We start from the raw sequence: 21,614 nt of genomic DNA, 5'->3' as shown, positions 1-21,614 counted from the left end.
GAATCGGGGTACATTGCTGACCGATCGGCGATGGGATGGTGCTGCCCTCTCTCTCTGCCACCGCACCTGGCTAAGTGGCGGTCTTCGCTGCATTCCACAACGCGTCCATCTCCGCCAGCGAGGCCTGCTCGAGTGTCCGGCCCTGCGCCTCCAGCGCCCGCTCGATATAGGCAAAGCGCCGCTCGAATTTCGCGTTGGTCGCACGCAGGGCGCTTTCCGGATCGGCGTCTACGTGGCGGGCGAGGTTGACGAGGGCGAACATCAGGTCGCCGGTCTCTTCCGCCAGGCCCGCGCGGTCGTTGCGGTCGAGCGCGGCTTCGATCTCGTCGGCTTCCTCGCGAATTTTTTGCAAGACCGCGCGCGGGTCGTTCCAGTCGAAGCCGACGGTGGAGGCCTTGCGCTGCAGCTCCATCGCGCGGGTCAAAGCGGGCTGGCCGGCCTTCACGCCCGACAGCAGTGACTTGTGCGTCGGCCCCTGTTCCGGCGGCCGGCGCGCGGCGCGCTCGGCCTTCTCCTCGGCCTTGATGCGGTCCCAGACTTCCTTGACGTGGGAGGAGGCGAGATTGCCGTCCTTGTCGGCGAAGACGTGGGGATGACGCCGGATCATCTTGCGAGTGATGGCCTCGACGACGTCACCAAAATCGAACGTGTTCTGCTCCGAGGCCATCTGGGCGTGGAACACGACCTGGAGCAGCAGATCGCCGAGCTCCTCGCGCAAATCGTCGAGATCGCCGCGGGTGATGGAGTCGACCACCTCATAGGCTTCCTCGATCGTGTAGGGCGCGATCGTCGAAAAGTCCTGTTCGAGGTCCCAGGGGCAGCCGGTCACCGGGGTGCGCAGCGCCGCCATGATCTCGATCAGGCGGGAAATGTCGCGGGAAGGGGTCATTGCCGGGGCAGTCTCCTGGGGTTCAGAGCCTTATGCCAAAAGCCGGGCCCCGATCCCAGCTCAAGGCGGCGGAACAGGCCGATTTCCACCGATTGGCGGGCAAGTCGCGCGATGCTAAAGCGCGGGCCATGAGTGATGCATTTTCCTCCGAAACCGCGCTGGTGCTGTTCTCCGGCGGCCAGGATTCCACCACCTGCCTCGCCTGGGCGCTGAGCCGCTTCGCTCGCGTGGAGACGCTGGGCTTCGAGTACGGCCAGCGCCACGCCATCGAGCTTGCCTGCCGCGACCGCCTGCTCGACGGCATCAAGGGCCTGCGCGCCGATTGGGCCGCAAAGCTCGGCGAGAGCCACACGCTGTCAATCCCGACGCTCGCGGCCGTCTCCGAGACGGCGCTGACGCGCGATGTCGCCATCGCGATGGGCGCGGACGGCCTGCCCAACACCTTCGTGCCGGGCCGCAATCTCGTGTTCCTCACCTTTGCCGCGGCGCTGGCCTATCGGCGCGGCATCAGCCACATCGTCGGCGGCATGTGCGAGACCGACTATTCCGGCTATCCCGACTGCCGCGACGAGACCATCCGCGCCATGCAGTCCGCGCTCTCGCTCGGCATGGCCAAGACATTCGAGCTGCACACCCCGTTGATGTGGATCGACAAGGCCGCGACCTGGAAGCTGGCGCGTGATCTCGGCGGCGAGGGGCTGGTCGATCTGATCCGTGAGCAGTCCCACACCTGCTATCTCGGCGAACGCGGCGCGAGGCATGACTGGGGATATGGGTGCGGGGAATGCCCGGCGTGCAGCCTGCGGGCGAAGGGGTGGCGGGAATTTGTGGCGGGGCGGTAGGCGTCTCGCTCCGTTGTCATTGCGAGGAGCCCTTGCGACGAAGCAATCCAGACTGTTGCCGCGGAGGGATTTCTGGATTGCTTCGCTACGCTCGCAATGACGAAGGCAGCGACAGCTACGCCTTAAAATCCTCGTCCCGCAGCTCGATCGGCTTGCCGTGCGGCGTGCGATCCGCGGCGTGGTCCCAGGCGTCGCGGTAGCGGTGCAGCGTTTCCATCGACGCGACGCCCTTGCGCGCGACGAGGCCCTCCAGCGTGGCGAGCCAGTGCAGATAGTAGGTCTCGCCGGTGTCAGGGTCGCCCGCGGCCTGGGCGCGCTTGATCTCGTCGGCGAGTGCTGCGGCCCATTCCGGCCAGGTGAATACGCCGCGCTCGTGCAGGCTCAAGGCCATCGCGAAGGCATGCGCCTCCCAGGGCGCGCGGAATACCGGGCCGTCGTCGTCGCGCGGAATGCTCGGGATCGCCGCCGTGGCGGCGGCCGCAAGCGCGCTGCTCATCACGCCGGCTCCAGATAGGGCTCGAACGCGTCGATCGAGACCTTCAGCGTGGGATCGCCGTCCTCGCCCCAGAGATCGCGGCCCTCGAACACGACGGTATAGAGCCATTGCGGGTTCTCGCCGCGCTCCATCGCCGCACTATCTGGAAATACGTGGCAGCCGTGGTTCAGCTCGACCACGCCGACATGGCCGCGCACATAGCGCGGCAGCCGCGTGTGCGTGGCTGGATGAATATTCCTGGCGCGGACGCGATCGCCGATCTTGAATTTCGCCGGGGCCGGAGCAGGGCGATCGAACTTGCCGCGCACCATCACGCGCTCGACATTGGCGCGGTCGAACTTGCCGTGCTTGAGCGCCTTTGCAGGCTGCATCGCATGGCCAGCGGCGACCTCCTCGCGGGTGAGATAGCCCTTGTCGATCAGCATCTCCTCGAGCCCGAGAAACCATTTCTTGTAATAGGAGCTCGACAGGTACACGTGCGGCGGCAAGGTCTCGCGATAGAAGCGCGAGGTGTCGATGTTGAAGGCGCCGGCCGCGCCCATCGCGCGCACCATGGCCAGCACGCGCGACTCCCATTCCTCGTGAAACATCGGCTCGTTCGGCTCGGGCTCGATCTTGCCGAACCCGTCCATGCCGCCCATGTCGTGCACGCCGTTCACGACGGTGCTCCCGGCGTCTTGGGGAAACCAGTGCCGATCATGGAGTCGCGCGTCACGAGCTCGGCGAGCTGCTCCTCGCTCCAGCCTTCCGTGCCGGCGGGGCGCATCGGCAGCACCAGGAAGCGCGTCTCGGCCGTCGAATCCCACACCCGGATTTCGATGTCCTTCGGCAGCGCGACCCCGAAATCGGCGAGCACGCCGCGCGGGTCCTTGACCGCACGCGAGCGGTAGGGCGCGGCCTTGTACCAGACCGGCGGCAGCCCGAGCATTTCCCAGGGATAGCAGGAGCACAGCGTGCACACGACCATGTTGTGCCGCTCGGGCGTGTTCTCGACCACGACGAGATGATCGCCGACGCGGCTGACATGGCCGAGGCTGCCGATAGCCTTGCTGCCGTCCTCCAGAAGCGCCGTCTTGAAGGCCGGATCGCTCCAGGCCTTTGCGACCACGCGCGCGCCATTGTGCGGGCCGATCTTGGTCTCATAGGCCTGGATGATGGCATCGAGGGCAGCCGGCTCGACATAGCCCTTTTCGGTCAGGATCGTCTCGAGGGCGCGCACGCGCAGCTCCGTCTCGGACAGCTCGGAATGATCGTGATCGTGGTGATGATGGTCGTCGTGATCTTGGCTCATGCGGCGGAAGATAGGCGCAACGGCCTGGGCCTGTCGAGGGTCCGTTGCAGCGTGTTCCTGGCACGTATGCGTGAGGGCATTGGGCGATTCGGCCGACAATCTTCTCCGCCTAGAGGCAATCGGGAAAATTTCGTCCAAGTCCTTCCAAATATCCGAGATTGCACGGAAGACCAGAAAGAGCGAAGGTACGCGCTGCGGTGCAGCGGGCGCTCGATTGAGCCCCTGATCACCATTTTTCACTCCGTCGCAAACCGCGACCGGTTCCTGTGTGCTCTGGGCATATGGTGACCGAACCATTGTGCATGAAGGCCGCTCCATGAATGCCCACCAATCTCTCGCGATCGGACGACCGATCGAAACGCTTGAAGCGATTTCACCCGCGCCGGTCGGGCTGGACCCGATGGTCCGTTTCGCCGGCATCTCGAAGATCTATCCGGCCTATCGCGGCAAGCCCGGCGTCAATGCGCTGCAAGACATCGACTTCGCCATTCCGCGCGGCTCCATCACCGGCGTGATCGGCCGCTCCGGCGCCGGCAAGTCGAGCCTGGTACGGCTCATCAACGGGCTGGAGAAGCCGACCACGGGCCGCGTAATCGTGGACGGCCGCGACATCTCGGCGCTCGCCGGCCGTGAGCTGCGGCTGGCGCAGCGCTCGATCGGCATGATCTTCCAGCATTTCAACCTGCTGTCCTCGCGCACCGCGGCCGACAACATTGCACTGCCGCTGGAGATCGCCGGCTGGGCCAAGGCCGACATCAAGGCCCGTGTCGCCGAGCTGCTCGCGCTGGTCGGCATCGCCGATAAGCACGACCGCTATCCTTCGGAACTGTCCGGCGGCCAGAAGCAGCGCGTCGGCATCGCCCGCGCGCTGGCGACGCGGCCGAGCGTGCTGCTGTCGGATGAAGCGACTTCGGCACTCGATCCGCAGACCACGCGCGCGATCCTCGATTTGCTCGCGAACATCAACCGCGAGCTCGGCGTGACCATCGTGCTGATCACGCATGAGATGTCCGTAGTGCGCCAGCTCGCCAAGGAGGTGGTGGTGTTAGACGCCGGCCGCGTGGTCGAGAGTGGCCATGTCGCCGACATCTTCACGCATCCAAGACATCCGATCACGCAATCCTTCCTGGCCGAGGTGATCGGCGACAGCCTGCCGGTCTCGCTGGCGAGCCGGATCGTTTCGGAGCGGCCTGCCGGCGGGCAGGCCGTGATCCGCATCCAGGTGCGCGGGGCAGGGGCCGGCGACACGGTGGTGGTCCGGCTCGCGCGCGAGCTCGGGCTCGACGTCGCGCTGCTGTCGGCGCGCATCGACGAGATCGGCGGCCAGCACGTGGGCTCGCTCACGCTCGGAATTCCCGGCGGCGAGGACGCGGTGACGCGGACGCTCGCCTGGCTCTCTCAATATCAACTCCCGGCGGAGCGTCTCGGCTATGTCGCCTGAACTCATCAACCTGATCATCCAGGCCACCTTCGAAAGCCTGTACATGGTCGGCATCGCAGCGCTGCTCGGCACCGCCTTCGGCCTGCCGCTCGGCCTGTTCCTGGCCACCAGCCGCAAAGGCGAGCTGTTCGCGGCCCCCATCGTCAATCGCGTGCTCGGCATCGTCGTCAATGCGACGCGCTCTACGCCCTTCATCATCCTCGTCGTCGCCATCATCCCGTTCACGCGCCTCGTTGCCGGCACCTCGATCGGCTCGACGGCCGCGATCGTGCCGCTGACGATCGCCTCGACGCCGTTCATCGCGCGCCTCGTCGAGGCTGCGATCCGCGAGGTCGACGGCGGCCTGATCGAGACCGCGTCCTCGTTCGGCGCTTCGCCGCTCCAGATCGTGTTCAAGGTCCTGATCCCGGAGGCGTTGCCGGGACTGCTGCTGGCGCTGACGCTCGCCGTGGTCAGCCTGCTCGGCTATTCCGCCATGGTTGGCGCGGTCGGTGGCGGCGGCTTGGGCGATCTCGGCATCCGCTACGGCTATCAGCGCTTCATGCCGGAGATGATGCTGGCCGTCGTGGTCGTGCTGATCGCACTGGTGCAGATCGTCCAGAGCGCCGGTGATTACCTGGCACGCCGGGTCAATCGCCGGCTGCGGCATCGCTGAATCATTTCCTGATGTTGCTGACAGGCCGATTCTGCTTCTGTCTGGAAACATTCCAAACTGCGAAGCGCGCCTGAGCGCATTCGCCGCACATGCTGCGCACACGTCTGGAGAGATTCTAACCCGGTTCCTCTCGCGCTCGAAAACCGCCTGAGTTAGGGCGAGGCATCAAGAACGGTACCGGCGAAGCCGGCAGTGCGTGGGGCCTCGAAAGACGTGAGCGACTTTCAACTTTCTTCGCGTGGCGGCACGCGTCGTCGACAGATTCAGGTGCTTTTGCTCGGGGCTGTCAGTACATTCTCTCTCGTTCCCTTTGGTGCCGTGGAGGCGCAGACGCAAATTCCTCCGGTCACCGTCGAAGCGCCGGCACAGCGCGCTCGTCCGGCGGCGATTGCGTCGTCGCGACGGGCGGCGGCGACACGCACCGCACGCGCCAATCGTCGCGCTCCGGCGCAGCAGGCTGCACCAACCCAGTCGGCCGCATCGAACGGTGCAACGGGCGAACGCGCCAATGGCCCGGTACGCGGTTTCGTCGCGACGCGCAGCGGCACCGCCACCAAGACCGATACGCCCTTGATCGAAACGCCGCAGTCGGTGTCCGTCGTCACCACCGACCAGGTCAGGAACCAGGGCGCCGTCTCGATCGGCGAGGCCCTGCGCTACACCGCCGGTGTCAGTGGCGACGTCAATGGCGGCTCGGACACCCGCTTCGGCGCGCTCCAAATCCGCGGCTTCGACACCACCATGTCCGGCCTCTACATCGACGGTTTACGGATTCCCTCCAGCGTCTACGTGCACTTCAACGGCCTCGATCCCTATGGAGCCGAGCGGCTCGAGATTCTCAAGGGTCCGTCCTCGGCGATGTATGGCGGCAGTGGCACCGGCGGCATCCTCAATTACGTGACCAAGCTGCCGACCGCGCAGCAGTTCGGCGAGGCCTCGATCTCCGGCGGCAGCTTCAACCGCTATCAGGGCCAGTTCGACATGGGCGGCCCCGCCAACAAGGAAGGCACCGTGCTGTGGCGCCTGACCGGCGTCGTGCGCGACGGCGAAACCCAGGTCGACTTCAGCAAGGACAACCGCGTCTTCATCGCGCCCGCCGTCACCTTCAAGCCGAACGAGGACACCACCATTACCCTGCTCGCCAACTACCAACGCGACCGGGCAGGGTGGGGCCTGCAATTCCTGCCGGCCTCGGGCACGGTGTGGCCGAACAACGGCCGCACCATTCCGGTCTCGTTCTTCGCAGGCGTGCCGAGCTTCAACGCGTTCAACACCGAGATCGCGACCGCCGGCTATCAGCTGTCGCACAATTTCACCGACAACATCACGTTCCGGCAGAACCTGCGTTACGCTTATCAGCACAACGAGGAAAAGACCTTCTACGGTACCGGATACACCGACGAGGCGGCGGGGCAGCTGGGGCGTTTCGGCAGCTACAGCAATTCCTACATCAACTCCTTCGCCGTCGATAACCAGCTCCAGGGCAAGTTCACCACCGGCATTCTCAGCCATACCACCCTGGTCGGGCTCGACTATCGCAACACCACGTTTCGCGATACGGCCTTTGCCGTCACGACGTCGGCGCCGGAGATCAACGTCTTCAACCCGGTCTACAGCTACGACTGGGCTCTCGGCGGCCTGTACGACAACAAGGGCATCAAGCAGTCGCAGCTCGGCCTCTATGCGCAGGATCAGATCAAGCTCGGCCGGCTCTCGTTCCAGCTCAGCGGCCGCCAGGACTTCGTGACGACGCAGCTCGACACCAATCTTCCCCCGGTCGATACATCGACCTCGAAGGACTCCTCGGCGTTCACCGGCCGCGCCGCCGTGATGTACAATTTCGACAACGGCATCGCGCCCTATTTCAGCTATTCCGAGTCGTTTCTGCCGCAGCTCGCGACCAGTCCGTCCGGACAGATGCTCGATCCCGAGACCGGTGTGCAGTACGAGGTGGGCGTCAAGTATCAACCGCTTGGTTGGAACGCGCTCTTCACCTTCGCCGCCTTCGACCTGACGCGTGACAACGTCGCTGTGTACGTGCCAGCCACCACCTTCTACGAACAGATCGGGCAGGTGAAATCGCGCGGCATCGAGCTCGAAGGCACGATGTCGCTCGCCGACGGCTGGAACCTGCGGGCGGCCTATGCCTATATCGACGCCATGGTCACGCAGGACCCGGTCAATGTCGGCAAGGCGCCGGTCACCGTGCCGCTCAACCGCGCTTCAGTGTGGAGCGACTACACGCTGCAGAACGGGCCGCTCGCGGGCCTGCAGTTCGGCGGCGGCATCCGCTATGTCGGCGCGACCTGGGGCGATGACGCCAACACCTTCAAGGTGGGATCAGCGACGGTGCTGGACGCGCTGCTTGCCTACACGAGGGACAATTGGCGTCTGTCGCTGAACGTCACCAACCTGGCGGACACGCGCTATGTCGCCGCTTGCTATGGTCTCTCGGGCTGCATGTATGCTGAGGGACGGAAAGCCATCGGCAAGCTGACCTATCGCTGGTGAATCGAAGACGGTCCAGCAATGGGAAGCCGGACCTGCTGATGAGGGTGCAAGACGATGAGAGCGATATTCGGCAGGCTGCATCGCTGGGCGGGATTGCTCACGGCCGGATTCCTGTTCTTCTCCGGCATCACCGGCGCGATCATCTCCTGGGATCACGAGATCGATGACGTCCTGAACAGCCATCTGTTCGATGTCTCGACGAAGGGCCCGGCCATTCCTTCGATCGAGCTCGCCAAGATGATCGAGCAGCGTGATCCCCGCGCGCGCGTCGTCTACCTCTTCATGACGCCGGAAGAGGGTCACTCGCTGTGGTTCTTCGTCATGCCGCGGATCGATCCCGCGACGGGCAAGCGTTACCCGCTCGACTACAATCAGGTCTTCCTCGATCCCAACAGCGGCGCGGAGCTTGGCCGGCGCTATTGGGGCGCGGTGTGGCCCGTCACGCGCGAGAATTTCGTCTCGTTTCTCTACAAGCTGCACTACACGATGCACATCCCGGAATTCTGGGGCAGCGACCGCTGGGGCATGCGCGTGCTCGGCATCATCGCCATCATCTGGACCATCGATTGCTTCGTCGGCTTCTACCTGACGCTGCCCTCACGTCGGCGCGCCAGGGCGGCGCGGCCGCCTGAAGTCGCGCGCCAGCTCGAGCGCGGTTTCTGGGCGCGCTGGGCACCGGCCTGGACCATCAAGACCTCGGGCAGCGCCTACCGGATCAATTTCGACATCCACCGCGCCTTCAGCCTGTGGACCTGGGGCGTGCTGTTCATCATCGCCTTCACCGCGTTCTCGCTGAATCTCTATTTCGAGGTGTTCTCGCCGCTGATGAAGATGGTCTCGAACTACACCCCGACTCCCTATGAGCAGCGGCCGTATCGCGATCTCGACGATCCCATCGAGCCCAAGGTCACCTTCGCCGACATCGCGGCGCGCGCCGCGGCCGACGGCAAGACGCGTGGATGGACGGTCCCCGTCGGCTCGATCAATTACGGCCCGGCCCATGGCGTCTATGCCGCAGCCTTCTTCCACCCCGGCGATGATCACGGCGCCGGCGGCGTCGGCCCGGCGCAGCTCTATTACGACAGCGAAGACGGCCGCCCCATTGGCGAGCGACTGCCCTGGGTCGGTACCGCCGCCGATATCTTCGTGCAGGCACAGTTTCCGCTGCATTCGGGCCGCATCGTCGGACTGTTCGGGCGCATCCTGATCTCGGTGATGGGCCTCGTAGTCGCCGCGCTGTCGGTCACCGGCGTCGTGATCTGGTGGCGCAAGCGCCGCGCCCGGGTTCGCGTGCGCGAGACGGCGGCCCTGCGGCTGAACCGGGAGCAACTTACGCCGGCAGAGTAGGGCACCCGCGTTCCGCCAACGGATGAACCTTGGCACGCGGCGCCGGCACAAAGACGGGAGATCGCTCTCCAGTCTTCCGGAATTGCAATGAGATTGCTTGCCTTGCTCTGCCTGCTCGTCCTGGCCGCGCCCGCCAAGGCGGCTGCGCCCGAGCAACACTATCTCGACCTGCGCGACCGCTACATCGCGAAATTCTCGAACGCCAAGGAGAGCGACGAGATCTATAAGCAACACGATGCGGCCGTGAAGGAGCTGACTGGCGTGCTGCGTGGTCTGATCGGTCCGGTCGCGATCAAGGGGCTCCCGGCCGAGGGCAAGTCGAACGTCGATACGCTGTTCAAGAACGACATCGGCTTCGGCCATCTCGATGGGCTGAGCTTCACGTCAGAGGGCGACAAGATGCAGGCCGTGGTGACCACGACCGGGCTGCTCAAGCACTGGCTGGGCGAGCATCGCGAGGATGGCATGCCGCAGGAGAGCGGCGCCGCGTTGAAATCCGACCGCTTCTATTATTATGCCATCCAGGACGCCGCCTTCGCGATCTATGCGGAGCTGCCGATCACCAAGCCGGCAAGGGCGAGCGCCGCAGCCGCTGTGCTCGGCGTGCGCGGCAATGGCGACCTCAAGGGTCCGCCGGACGAAATCGACGTCGTCGCGATCCAGGGCGACAGGGTCTATTTCCTCGCGGCAAGAGAGGCCGTGAAGACCGCACCGATCCCGCCCTGCGAGAAGATCTGGAAGCAGATGATGGCAAAGCGCGTCGACAAGAAGGCCCCACGCGGCGAGATGACCCGCGAAGACAAGGCAATGACCGCCTTCACGGCGTGCTTCGCCAAGGAAGCCCCCAGCCAGAGCTGGTATGCGGCCGCGGTCAAGAAGGCGCAGGCGCAGCTGGACCTGCTGCCGCTGCGGTAGACATGGGCGGCGCCCAAAGGGCTTCATCGGCAAAGCGCACGGCGATTTCACGAAGAAATCACGCTCAGCCAATTATCAAAGCGCACCGACGTAGGTCTTCTGCACGTCTCTTAGATGTTCCTCCGCCGTACAACTTGACCGCTAGTCTTTGAATGAACAATCATCCTTAATGTCGCAGTCGACTGTTGTCTGGGAGCACAAATGGCCATGACTCCACAGATCGAGTACGTCCTCAGCGCCACGGTCCTGTCGATAGCGCTTGGTCTGCTGATCGGCTTTGCTTACGCGCGTGGTTACCGCGGGATGTTGCTCTCGGCCTCGTTCGTTCACGCCTGCGTGGTCATTGTGCCTCTGACAGCGCTGGTGATGCACACGATCCGCTCGGCCACGGCGCTCGACAACGCCAACCGGGCCATGAGCGAGGGATTCGCTTTCGCGTTGATCGGCCTTCTGGGCCTCATCCGATTCCGGACTATCGTCCGTGACACGCGAGAGTTCACCTTCGTCTTCATATCGATCGTGACAGGCGTGGGCATCGGAGGCGGTCAGCTCGTCCTGACCGCTGTAGGATGCATATTCGTGCTGATGCTCCTGATCGTACTAGAGCGCATAAAGTTCGGCACACCGCGCGCGCCCTCGCTGCGCGTCAAGGCGACGGGCGCCGAAGATACGTTCGCACAGTACGAAACCGTCCTGAGAGGCGTTGCCGAACGCGTCAATTCCGTGTCTTTGCGGCACACGCCTGATCGCGGCACGACCTATGCGTTTGAGATTGTCGCTGCTGCCGGCCAAGATATCCCGACCATCGCTGCGGTCCTTCGCGCCATACCAGGAACCTCGGAGGTCAACGTCATTCGCCTGCAGCGTGGAAGAGGCCCGGAACGGGACGGGGATTGATTCTTGCGGGAACGATGATCGCAGGGGGTGACCATGTCTGATCAGCAGTTGCTGGGCGCAGAAGCCGTCATTGCCGGCGCGCCGCTTAAGCCGGGCCAAGCTCCTGACCGGATCGGGCTTTGCTTCTCCGGAGGCGGCCTGCGGGCCACTTTTTTCCATCTCGGCGTGATCCGTGCTTTGCGTGCACGCGGACTGCTTGCCCGGGTCAAGCAAATCTATTCGGTGTCCGGCGGCAGCATCCTCGGCGCCCATCTGGTGCTGAACTGGGACAAATACAACGGAAGCGACCAAGATTACGCTGACATGGAGCAGGAGCTGCGGGCCTTCGGCGCCAGAGACCTACGGGGCAGGGTCGTGCGCCGCTGGTTGTTGGGATGCACGTTTCCATTCCTGCGGATCATGGGAAAGTTTGGTCGGACAGACCTACTCGAACGTGAGTACAGCCGGCTCTATAACGAGAAGAGCCTGGCCGATCTCGGCCGCTCCACAAAGCCCCCACAGCCTGACATCCACATTCTCGCGACGAGCTTCACGACGGGGAACCTATGCTCGTTTTCGCGCAAAGGATTTTGGATGGACGACGGCGGCGATCCGCGGCTGATTCCAAGTACAATCATTCCCCTATCGCTCGCGGTGACAGCCTCCTCAGCGTTTCCACCGCTTTTTCCACCCGTGCCGATCACCCGTAAGACGCTGGGCGCCAGTGAAGCGGAAATGCCGCTGGAGCCCGATTACCTCTCCGACGGCGGGGTGTTTGACAATCTCGGTTTCGAGAAATTTTCGCGTACGAAGTTCGGAGAAGACGACCAACCGCACTGGCTCATTCTCAGCGATGCGGGAGCCAGTTTCGACTGGGACGTCAAGCGTCAATTCTCCTGGATCGTCTCTCGGACGATAAGGGCGACCGATATCCTGATGAAGCGCCTCGACGAAAGGGTGCTCGCGGCCGTCACGACGAGCAGGTCGCGAACGATCCATCTTCCAATATCCAAATCTCGAGATAAGGCTGATCTGCTTCCCGTCGATCTGCAAAGGCGAATTGCAAAGATACGAACTGACCTCGATGTGTTCTCGCCAATCGAGACCGATCTTCTGATCCGTTTTGGTTACGAGGTCTGCAGCGATGCGCTAGACGGCCACATGCCAGCAAATCGGCCGGGCAGCCCGGCCTCATGGCGACAATACGACGGCGAGGCCACCAAGGCGGACCTGCAACGCCTGCACCGCGCGGATGTCAGGAGCATCGGCATTTTCAATGGCCGAGACTGGGCGAGTTTCGCACTCATCGCCTGGATCTTGATTCTCGTCAGCGCCGCACCCGCCGTCCTGTGGGTCCGCAGCGCGGCGGTCGAGCAGCAATCCGCTGAGGCGACCGTACTGATCGATCAGGCTCGGGTTGCTGTGTCTCAGGCGGATGCACTTGCGAGGCAAGCACAGGCAGCGCCCCCAGGGGCGAAGCAGGACAACCCTCCGAATTTGCAGCCCACGCCCAGCCCCACAGCTACACCTAGCTCCACGACCGCACCCAGCCCAACGCCTACGCCCAATCCTACCATGACACCCGGGACGGCACCGGATACAGCGTCAAAGATACGACGCTCCGACTATGCGCTGTTCGTTCAATTCGCTGGTGTCATCACGCGCGACGAGATCAACGGGGTGAGGGACAAACTCGTTGGTTTGGGCTGGCGTGTCCTGGGCAATCTCCAACGCACGCCAGCTGCCGCTGGCCTAAATGAGATCCGCTATTCCGGTGATGACGATCAGGCCGCGACTCTGCTGGCTCAGGAGCTTGGCAAGTCGATCCAGACAACGCGGCCCATCCGAGCCGAGAGGGACCCACGCGTTGCAGCCAACACGCTGCAAGTCTGGATCAGCCGGTAGACCAGTTCGACCGTACAGCTACGCGGGCCCGCTGCCGCCAGCATTCCACCCGCGACCGCCGTCCCCAAAGTCTCATAGCCCGTCGGTGTCACTGCGACCGTATCCTCGAGCTTGATGAAGCCACGCCTCGCATGCTTCATGGTGGTCTCGATCGAGATCACCGTGCGTGGTTCAAGCGGCTGGCGCGCGTCGGTGTCCTCGTAGCGAACGGGACCCTTGGCGGTCAGGCGAGGGGCCTCGTGGCTGACGAGGCCCATGCCGTGGGCCAGGAAATCAGTACAGTCGCGCTGGCTGATCTGGGCAAGCTGCCGCTCGGCCGCGACGCAGATGTCGCCGCCCATGGCGCCCGGCCGGACCGCGGCGAAAGCGGCGCGCTGGACGGCCTCGATCGCGGCCAGGCAATCCTTCAGTTCACCGTTGGGCTCGCCCAGCACGGCCATGCGCGCGACGTCGCCGATATATCGCTCAGGGCGTCTCGCCATTATCATAATTCGCATAAGGTATATTATGGAATATTTTTATATACAGTCAGATCAATAATTTAGCTGAAACTCCTGCCATCGCATCTCCACTCGGACGCTGGTCGCGGCCAGCGCCTGGACGTGGACCGAGCTTTCGACGGCTACTGTGCATGGGGTTGTTTTGCAGATTTTAAGTCGGGTCTCGTGTGCCGAAAGCCGATATTGCCGTGACCTTGTCCGGCTGCAATAAGCGAGGCTTCCGCGAGATCGCAGATGACCTTGAGGCGGACCGTCCGTATAGGTTTGCATCTCAGAACAACAACAAACCTTCCGAGGAAGCAGACCCATGGTCCTTTCCACGCGCTTTTCCCGACGCACGCTTCTCAAGGCCTCCGCCGCGACCGCGGCCCTGGGCGGCCTTGGTGCGCCTCATGTGGCCCACGCCCAGAGCGCCGAGTTCACCTACAAGTACGCCAATAACCTGCCCGACACCCATCCGCTCAACGTCCGCGCCAAGGAGATGGCGGCGGCGATCAAGACCGAGACAGGCGGCAAGTTCGACCTGCAGATCTTCCCGAACAACCAGCTCGGCTCCGACACCGACATGCTGAGCCAGATCCGCTCCGGCGGCGTCGAGTTCTTCACGCTGTCCGGCCTGATCCTGTCGACACTGGTGCCGGCGGCGTCCATCAACGGCATCGGCTTCGCGTTCCCGGACTACGACACGGTCTGGAAGGCCATGGACGGCGATCTCGGCGCCCATGTCCGCGGCGAGATCAAGAAGGCCGGCCTGGAGGTCATGGACAAGATCTGGGACAACGGCTTCCGCCAGACCACGTCGTCGACCAAGCCGATCGCCGGGCCTGACGACCTCAAGGGTTTCAAGATCCGCGTGCCGGTGTCGCCGCTATGGACCTCGATGTTCAAGGCGTTCGATGCCGCGCCCGCCTCGATCAATTTCAGCGAGGTTTATTCCGCGCTCCAGACCAAGATCGTCGAGGGCCAGGAGAACCCGCTGGCCATCATCTCGACCGCCAAGCTCTACGAGGTGCAGAAGTACTGCTCGCTGACCAACCACATGTGGGACGGGTTCTGGTTCCTGGCCAACCGCAGAGCCTGGGAAAAGCTGCCGCAGGACGTGCGCACCGTCGTCGCCAAGAACATCAATGCCGCCGCCGTCAAGGAGCGTGAAGATACCGCCAAGCTGAATGCCAACCTGCAGCAGGAGCTCGCGGGCAAGGGCCTGACCTTCAACCAGCCGGCCGTCGCGCCGTTCCGCGACAAGCTGCGCTCCGCCGGCTTCTACGCCGAATGGAAGGGCAAATATGGCGATCAGGCCTGGGAGCTCCTAGAAAAGGCCGTCGGCAAGCTGTCGTAGCGCGTTGGGGCCAGCATGGCTCATGTCGAGATCGAGGTGACCGAAGTGGTGGGCGAGGTGACGTTGCAGTCCCCTCGTCGACCTTCGTTGCTGGCCTCAGTCGAGCGCGTGCTCGGCCTCGTAGTCGAAATCCCGACGGCGATTTTGGTGGTCGCCGAGATCGTGATCCTGTTTGCCGGCGTGGTCGCGCGCTACGGCCTGCACCGGCCGCTGATCTGGTCGGACGAGCTCGCCTCGATCCTGTTCCTGTGGCTCGCCATGCTGGGCGCGGCGGTCGCGTTCCGCCGCTCCGAGCACATGCGCATGACCGCGGTCGTCGCCAGCGCCAGGCCGGCGATGCGGGCCTATCTCGATCTGGTCGCGACCTCCGCGGCCCTGGCGTTCCTGATCCTGATCGTCTGGCCGGCCTGCGACTACGCCTATGAAGAAAGCTACATTACGACGCCGGCGCTGCAGATCTCCAACATGTGGCGCGCCGCTGCGCTGCCGGCCGGCATCGGCTTGATGGCGGCCTTTGCCTTGCTGCGGCTCGTGCGCGCGGCCGACCACCGAATGGTTGCGGCCGCCGTGCTGTCGGTTGCGGTCGTGATCGGCCTGTTCTGGCTGGCCGAGCCGTTGCTGCGACCTCTCGGCAATCTCAACCTCGTCATCTTCTTCGTCGGCGTCGCCGGCTTCTGCGTCTTCGCAGGCGTTCCCATTGCGTTCGGTTTTGGCCTCGCCATCTTCGGCTATCTCGCGCTGACCACGCGCACGCCGGTCATGGTGCTGGTCGGGCGGATGGACGAGGGCATGAGCCACCTCATCCTGCTTTCCGTGCCGCTGTTCGTGTTCCTGGGCCTACTGATCGAGATGACCGGCATGGCGCGGGCCATGGTGGCGTTCCTGGCAAGCCTGCTCGGCCATATCAGGGGCGGCCTGCATTACGTGCTGGTCGGCGCCATGTACCTGGTCTCCGGCATCTCCGGCGCCAAGGCTGCCGACATGGCCGCGGTCGCGCCCGTGCTGTTCCCGGAGATGAAAGAGCGCGGCGCCAAGCCCGGCGACCTCGTCGCGCTGCTGGCGGCCACGGGCGCCCAGACCGAGACGATCCCGCCCAGCCTCGTGCTGATCACGATCGGCTCGGTCACGGGCGTCTCGATTGCCGCCCTCTTCACCGGCGGCCTGCTGCCCGGCGTCGTGCTCGCGGTCACGCTCTGCATGCTGGTGTGGTGGCGCTACCGCCACGAGGACATGAGCCATGTCCGCCGCGCCTCGGCGTCCGAGATCGGCAAGACGTTCGTCATCGCCCTGCCCGCGCTCGCGCTGCCTTTCGTGATCCGCTATGCCGTGGTCGAGGGCATCGCGACCGCGACCGAAGTGTCCACCATCGGCATCGTCTACGGCGCTCTTGTCGGCCTCCTGGTCTACCGCCGCTTCGACTGGCGGCGGCTGTTTCCGATGCTGGTCGAGACCGCCGCGCTGTCGGGCGCGATCCTCCTGATCATCGGCACGGCGACGGGCATGGCCTGGGGCCTGACCCAATCCGGCTTCTCGCGCTCGCTGGCTGCGGCCATGACGGGATTGCCGGGCGGGGCTGCGACCTTCATCGCCGTGTCGATCCTGGCCTTCACCATCCTCGGCAGCGTGCTGGAGGGCATCCCGGCGATCGTGCTGTTCGGACCGCTGCTGTTTCCGATCGCCCGCGCCGTCGGCGTGCACGAGGTGCACTACGCCATGGTGATCATTCTGGCCATGGGTATCGGGCTATTCGCTCCGCCCTTCGGCGTCGGCTATTATGCCGCCTGCGCCATCGGACGCGTCGATCCGGCCGAAGGCATCAGGCCGATCTGGGGTTATCTGCTGGCGCTGCTGGTGGGATTGATCATCGTCGCGATCTTCCCCTGGATCTCGATCGGATTTCTTTGACGCGGTTTAAGGAGGGTGTCGATGAGTGAGCGACAGAACCCGTACCATATCGGCCTCGACAAGACGCGAGCCAATTATGTGCCGCTGAGCCCGCTGAGCTTCCTTGCGCGCAGCGCGGCGGTCTATCCCGAACACGTCAGCACCGTTTATGAGGGCCGCAGCTTCACCTGGGCGCAGACCTATGAGCGCTGCCGGCGGTTTGCCTCCTGGCTCGCAGGTAGGGGCATCGGTATCGGCGACACCGTCGCGGCGATGCTGCCCAACATTCCCGCGATGAACGAGGCGCACTTCGCCGTGCCCATGACCGGCGCCGTGCTAAACGCGCTCAACATCCGCCTCGATGCGCCGTCGATCGCGTTCCAGCTCGACCACGGCGGCGCCAAGATCATCCTGGTCGATCCAGAATTTTCAGGCGTCATCAGCGACGCGCTGGCGCAGATGACCGGCCCCAAGCCGCTGGTGGTCGACGTCGACGACGCATCGTTCAAAGGCGGCAAGCGCATCGGCGAGATCGAATATGAGGCAGCCGTCGCGCAAGGCGATCCCGGCTTCGCGCCGATCGTGCCAGGCGATGAATGGGACGCGATTGCGCTGAGCTACACCTCGGGCACGACAGGCAATCCCAAGGGCGTCGTCACCCACCATCGCGGCGCCTATCTGAACGCCGTCAGCAATATCCTCGCCGGCAATCTCGGCCAGCATCCGGTCTATCTCTGGACGCTGCCGATGTTCCACTGCAACGGCTGGTGCTTTCCCTGGACCATTGCGGCGGCTGCCGGCATCAATGTCTGCCTGCGCAAGGTCGAGCCGACCAGGATCTTCGAGCTGATCAAGAGCCACGGCGTCACCCATATGTGCGGCGCGCCGATCGTCTACAACACGCTGATCAACGCTCCCGATGCACCCAAGGAAACATCAACCGGCAATGCCGCCCGCCGCGTCGTCGGCCTGATCGCGGGTGCTGCGCCGCCGGTCGCGGTGCTGGAAGGCGCCGAGAGCATCGGGATCAAGCTAACGCATGTGTACGGCCTGACCGAGGTCTACGGGCCCGCCTCGGTCTGCGCCGAGCAGCCCGGCTGGGACGAGCTTCCGCCTGCCGAGCGCGCGCGCATGAAGCGCCGGCAGGGTGTGCCCTACCCGCTCCAGGAAGCCGTCACCGTGATCAATCCGCAAACCATGCAGGAGGTGCCGCGCGACGGCGAGACCATCGGCGAGGTCATGTTCCGCGGCAACATCGTGATGAAGGGCTACCTGAAGAACGATAAGGCGACCAAGGAAGCCTTCGAAGGCGGCTGGTTTCACACTGGCGATCTCGGCGTGCTCGACGAGCACGGCTACGTCATCATCAAGGATCGCTCCAAGGACATCATCATCTCAGGCGGCGAGAACATCTCCTCGGTCGAGGTCGAGGACGTCCTCTACAAGCACCCGGCCGTGCTGTTCGCAGCCGTGGTGGCAAAACCCGATCCCAAATGGGGTGAAGTGCCCTGCGCCTTCGTCGAACTGAAAGAGGGCGCCAGCGCCAGCGAAGCCGACATCATCGCCTTCTGCCGTTCGCACATGAGCGGCTTCAAGACGCCGAAGGCAGTCGTGTTCGGGCCGATCCCGAAGACGTCCACGGGCAAGATCCAGAAGTTCCTGCTGCGCAACGAAGTCGGCTCGGTGAAGGCGATTTCGGCCTGAACAGCGGCCAAAGAAGCTTCCGCCCGCGCATGGCGGGCGGAAGCTCTCTCATCCTCACATCTTTTTGTAGGCGTCGACCACCGCCTGACCGTCGGCCCCTGCCTTCTTGAGCCAGTCGGCCGTGAGCTGGTCGCCGATCTTCTGGAAGCCGGCCTTGAGAGCGGGGCTCGGCGGCTCGACAGTCATGCCTTTGGCCTTGAGCTGATCGAGGTACCAATTGGCCTTCTCTTCCCACGCCTTCCAGCCGCGCGTCTCCGCGGTGGCGGCCGCCTTCAGGATGGCTTCCTGGGTCGGCTTGTCGAGCGCCTCGAACGCAGCCTTGTTGACGAAGGTGTAGTTCTTCGGAATCCAGGCCTGCACGTCATAGAAGTATTTGAGCGACTCCCAGGCCTTCGAATCGTAGCCGGTGCCGCCCGACGACATGAAGGAGTTCACCACGCCGGTCGCCAGTGCCTGCGGCAGTTCCGCGGCCTGGATCGTGACGGATTGCGCGCCGACCAGTTCGCCGATCCGTGCGGTCCCGACATTGTAGGCGCGCCACTTCAGACCTTTCATGTCCTCGATCGTCGCCAGCGGTTTGTTGACGTAGACGCCCTGCGGTGCCCACGGCACCACGAACAGCAGCTTGAGACCTTGCGCATCGAGCTTCTTGGCGATCGCAGGCTTGGAGGCCTGATACAGCTTCATCGCCTCCGGGAAGCTGGTCGCGAGGAACGGCACGACGTCGACGCCGAAGATCGGGTCTTCGTTCTCGTGGATCGACAGCAGCACCTCACCCATCTGCGCCTGCCCGGTCACCACGGCGCGCTTGATGTCGGGCGCCTTGAACAGCGAGGCGCCCGGATGAACCGTGATCTGGAGCTTGCCCGAGGTGGCGGCTTCGACGTCCTTGGCGAACGCGAGCAGATTTTCGGAGTGCGGGTTATCCGCAGGATACGCTGCAGGCAGATTCCATTTGGTCTGAGCCAAGGCAGGTGTCGCGGCCAGCACGACGCCGGCGATCAAGGATGCGTGGAATAAACGAGACATCATCGGGCTTCTCCTCACAGTCGATCTAGAGAACGGGTACGCTCAGTCTGGGAAAGCGAGCTTCGGCAGGAACATCACGATCTGCGGATACTCCGTGATGATAAAGACCGCTGCGAGCAATAGCACGAAGAACGGAAACGCCGCCCGCGCAACCGTGAAGGTATCGCGGCCGCTCATGTTCTGGAGCACGAACAGGTTGAACCCCACTGGCGGGGTGATCTGCGCCATTTCGACGTGGATGATCAGATAGACCCCGAACCAGACCAGGTCGAGGCCGGCCTGCTTGACCATGGGCAGCACGATGACGGCAGTCAGAACGATCATCGAGATGCCGTCGATCAGGCATCCCAGGATGATGTACATGATGCTCAGATACAGCGCGAGCATGCTCGGTGTGAGCTGCTGGCCCTGGACCCAGGTGGCGAGCGCGGCCGGAATGCCCGTATAGGCCATCGCAGCCGTGGTGTAGGCCGCGCCTGCCAGGATCAGCATGATCATGCAGGTCAGCCGCGTCGCGCTCATGATGCTCTCGAGGAAGTTCTTGCGCGTGAGCGTGCCGCTCCACCAAGCCAGCAGCAGCGCGCCGGAAACGCCCCAGGCCGCGCATTCCGTCGCCGTTGCAAAGCCGAGAACGAGCGACAGGAACACCGCCAGGATCAGCAGCAGGCAGGGCGCGAGCTTGGCGGACTCGCGCAGCTTCTGCCGGAGCGGCATCGGCGGATCGCGCGGCGGAACCTTGTTCGGGTTAAGCAGCGACCAGATGATGATGTAGCCGGAATAGAGCACGATCACGAGCAGTCCCGGCAGGAAGCCGCCGAGAAACACTTGAAGCACGGAGACGTTCGCCGTGACGGCATAGACCACCATTGGAATCGACGGCGGGATCAGCAGGCCGAGCGTGCCCGAGCCCGCCAGCGATCCGAGGCTCAGGCCCTTGTCGTAGCCGCGCTTGTCGAGCTCCGGCAGCGCGATCTTGCCGATCGTCGCGCAGGTCGCCGCCGACGAGCCCGACACTGCCGCGAAGATGCCGCAGCCGATCACGTTCACATGTGTCAGGCGTCCCGGCAGCCACTGCACCCAGGGAGACAGGCCGCGGAACATTTCCTCCGACAATTTGGTGCGGAAGAGAATCTCTCCCATCCAGATGAACAACGGCAGCGCCGCCAGCGTCCAGGATGAGCTCGCACTCCAGGTGGTGGTCGCAAGCACCGTGCCAAGCGGCAGGCTCGTGGTGAGCGCCATCGCCACGAAGCCGACCAACCCGAGCGAGACCGCGATCCAGACGCCGCTTCCCAGCAGCAGGATCATGACGCCGAGCAGGACGAACGACAGCTCGATCATGCCGAGATTGGCCATGGTCAGCCCCCACCACCCTGCGAGATGCGTTCGACGAACTCTTCCGGAGTTTCGTCGGGCGAGCCCTTCTCGTAGCTCGGACGGTTGCCGCCGATGACGTTAACCATCTCGTCGATCAGCGCAATCGAAAGGATCACGAGGCCACCGGCAAAGCCGAGCTGGGGAATCCAGAGCGGAAGCGCGACGACGCCCTGCGCCACGTCGTTGAAGCGCCAGGAATCGTAGGTCATCTGCACCGCATGACGGGTGAAGTAGAGAATGAAGGCGGCGGCAATACCGAGCGCCACGATCTCCGCGATCTGCTTGGTCCGTCCGTGCAGACGCTCAAGCAGCAGGCCGACGCGGATCATCTCTCCGCGCTTGAAGGTGTGAGCAAGGCCGAGGAACGCCATCGCGGCCATGCACCACGACGCAAAATCATCGCCGGCGGGAATGTTGAGCGCAAACTGGCGCCCGACCGACATCACCATCATGATTGCGAAGATCGCGACCAGGAAGACGCCCGCGGCATAGCCCGCGCCGAGATAAAGGAGGTCCAGAGCGCGTCGCACCCGTCCTTGAGTCGCTACATCATCCTCTGCCAATGCGATCCCCATCCTCACACGAGGCGATTCGACCGACCGATCGCACTTGG

General features: G+C 64.1%; 19 protein-coding genes. 11 read left to right on the top strand and 8 right to left on the bottom strand.

Features of this window, described 5'->3' with window-relative positions; genetic code table 11:
- Positions 1-70: 70 nt before the first annotated feature.
- Positions 71-889 (bottom strand): nucleoside triphosphate pyrophosphohydrolase, encoded by an 819-nt coding sequence (mazG, locus tag HZZ16_RS33130; RefSeq protein ID WP_197954535.1) that lies wholly within the window; start codon positions 887-889, stop codon positions 71-73.
- A gap of 128 nt (positions 890-1,017) precedes the next feature.
- Here mazG and queC point away from each other — a divergent pair, with 128 nt between their 5' ends.
- On the top strand, positions 1,018-1,731 hold the full coding sequence (queC, locus tag HZZ16_RS33125) for a 7-cyano-7-deazaguanine synthase QueC (RefSeq protein WP_197954534.1): 714 nt from the start codon (positions 1,018-1,020) through the stop codon (positions 1,729-1,731).
- 115 nt (positions 1,732-1,846) lie between these two features.
- Here queC and HZZ16_RS33120 read toward each other — a convergent pair whose 3' ends face one another.
- From HZZ16_RS33120 to nthA, 3 genes are read right to left on the bottom strand one after another with little or no spacing between them, the layout of a single operon-like run.
- A complete protein-coding gene (locus HZZ16_RS33120; protein WP_197954530.1) occupies positions 1,847-2,227 on the bottom strand; it encodes a nitrile hydratase accessory protein in 381 nt (126 codons plus the stop codon).
- Positions 2,227-2,886, bottom strand: a complete 660-nt coding sequence (gene nthB / locus HZZ16_RS33115; RefSeq protein WP_197954528.1) for a nitrile hydratase subunit beta — start codon at positions 2,884-2,886, stop codon at positions 2,227-2,229. The genes HZZ16_RS33120 and nthB overlap by 1 nt, the downstream gene beginning before the upstream one ends.
- Positions 2,883-3,518, bottom strand: a complete 636-nt coding sequence (nthA, locus tag HZZ16_RS33110) for a nitrile hydratase subunit alpha (protein ID WP_197954526.1) — start codon at positions 3,516-3,518, stop codon at positions 2,883-2,885. The genes nthB and nthA overlap by 4 nt, the downstream gene beginning before the upstream one ends.
- A 316-nt stretch (positions 3,519-3,834) precedes the next feature.
- On the opposite strand from nthA, the gene HZZ16_RS33105 reads away from it, so the two are divergent.
- From HZZ16_RS33105 to HZZ16_RS33075, 7 genes are all read left to right on the top strand, one after another.
- The gene (locus tag HZZ16_RS33105) at positions 3,835-4,959 is read left to right on the top strand and encodes a methionine ABC transporter ATP-binding protein (RefSeq protein ID WP_197954524.1); all 1,125 of its coding nucleotides are present in this window, start codon (positions 3,835-3,837) and stop codon (positions 4,957-4,959) included.
- On the top strand, positions 4,949-5,614 hold the full coding sequence (locus HZZ16_RS33100; protein ID WP_197954522.1) for a methionine ABC transporter permease: 666 nt from the start codon (positions 4,949-4,951) through the stop codon (positions 5,612-5,614). The genes HZZ16_RS33105 and HZZ16_RS33100 overlap by 11 nt, the downstream gene beginning before the upstream one ends.
- Before the next feature lie 192 nt (positions 5,615-5,806).
- Positions 5,807-8,125, top strand: a complete 2,319-nt coding sequence (locus tag HZZ16_RS33095; protein WP_197954520.1) for a TonB-dependent siderophore receptor — start codon at positions 5,807-5,809, stop codon at positions 8,123-8,125.
- 54 nt (positions 8,126-8,179) lie between these two features.
- Positions 8,180-9,472 (top strand): siderophore utilization protein FsrB, encoded by a 1,293-nt coding sequence (gene fsrB, locus HZZ16_RS33090; protein WP_197954518.1) that lies wholly within the window; start codon positions 8,180-8,182, stop codon positions 9,470-9,472.
- A gap of 87 nt (positions 9,473-9,559) precedes the next feature.
- Positions 9,560-10,387 (top strand): hypothetical protein, encoded by an 828-nt coding sequence (locus HZZ16_RS33085; RefSeq protein ID WP_197954517.1) that lies wholly within the window; start codon positions 9,560-9,562, stop codon positions 10,385-10,387.
- Between the two features lie 201 nt (positions 10,388-10,588).
- Complete coding sequence (locus tag HZZ16_RS33080) at positions 10,589-11,284, top strand: DUF4956 domain-containing protein (RefSeq protein WP_197954516.1); 696 nt, start codon at positions 10,589-10,591, stop codon at positions 11,282-11,284.
- 33 nt (positions 11,285-11,317) lie between these two features.
- Positions 11,318-13,168 carry a patatin-like phospholipase family protein gene (locus HZZ16_RS33075; RefSeq protein WP_197954515.1) on the top strand — a complete coding sequence of 617 codons (1,851 nt, stop codon included), beginning with the start codon at positions 11,318-11,320 and terminating at the stop codon, positions 13,166-13,168.
- Here the strand turns inward: HZZ16_RS33075 and HZZ16_RS33070 are convergent.
- Positions 13,069-13,650: a M24 family metallopeptidase gene (locus HZZ16_RS33070; RefSeq protein WP_246510602.1), complete on the bottom strand. Its 582-nt coding sequence runs from the start codon at positions 13,648-13,650 to the stop codon at positions 13,069-13,071. The two genes, HZZ16_RS33075 and HZZ16_RS33070, sit on opposite strands and share 100 nt — an antisense overlap.
- Positions 13,651-13,975: 325 nt before the next feature.
- Between HZZ16_RS33070 and HZZ16_RS33065 the strand changes: the two genes are divergently transcribed.
- Genes HZZ16_RS33065 through HZZ16_RS33055 form a run of 3 tightly spaced genes read left to right on the top strand, consistent with a single transcriptional unit; the run spans position 13,976 to position 18,595 of the window.
- Positions 13,976-15,007: a TRAP transporter substrate-binding protein gene (locus HZZ16_RS33065; RefSeq protein WP_197954514.1), complete on the top strand. Its 1,032-nt coding sequence runs from the start codon at positions 13,976-13,978 to the stop codon at positions 15,005-15,007.
- Between the two features lie 15 nt (positions 15,008-15,022).
- On the top strand, positions 15,023-16,912 hold the full coding sequence (locus tag HZZ16_RS33060; RefSeq protein WP_197954513.1) for a TRAP transporter large permease: 1,890 nt from the start codon (positions 15,023-15,025) through the stop codon (positions 16,910-16,912).
- Positions 16,913-16,933: 21 nt separating this feature from the next.
- Positions 16,934-18,595 (top strand): acyl-CoA synthetase, encoded by a 1,662-nt coding sequence (locus HZZ16_RS33055; protein WP_197954512.1) that lies wholly within the window; start codon positions 16,934-16,936, stop codon positions 18,593-18,595.
- A 54-nt stretch (positions 18,596-18,649) separates the two neighbouring features.
- Here the strand turns inward: HZZ16_RS33055 and HZZ16_RS33050 are convergent, their stop codons facing one another.
- Genes HZZ16_RS33050 through HZZ16_RS33040 form a run of 3 tightly spaced genes read right to left on the bottom strand, consistent with a single transcriptional unit; the run spans position 18,650 to position 21,576 of the window.
- On the bottom strand, positions 18,650-19,627 hold the full coding sequence (locus HZZ16_RS33050) for a TRAP transporter substrate-binding protein (protein ID WP_197954510.1): 978 nt from the start codon (positions 19,625-19,627) through the stop codon (positions 18,650-18,652).
- 39 nt (positions 19,628-19,666) lie between these two features.
- Positions 19,667-20,980, bottom strand: a complete 1,314-nt coding sequence (locus HZZ16_RS33045) for a TRAP transporter large permease (protein WP_197954507.1) — start codon at positions 20,978-20,980, stop codon at positions 19,667-19,669.
- A gap of 2 nt (positions 20,981-20,982) precedes the next feature.
- The gene (locus HZZ16_RS33040) at positions 20,983-21,576 is read right to left on the bottom strand and encodes a TRAP transporter small permease (RefSeq protein WP_197954505.1); all 594 of its coding nucleotides are present in this window, start codon (positions 21,574-21,576) and stop codon (positions 20,983-20,985) included.
- Positions 21,577-21,614: the final 38 nt, after the last annotated feature.

Origin of the sequence: Bradyrhizobium glycinis (assembly GCF_016031655.1) — a bacterium.
Classification (GTDB): domain Bacteria; phylum Pseudomonadota; class Alphaproteobacteria; order Rhizobiales; family Xanthobacteraceae; genus Bradyrhizobium; species Bradyrhizobium glycinis.
This window is presented reverse-complemented; position numbering and strand designations above follow the sequence as displayed.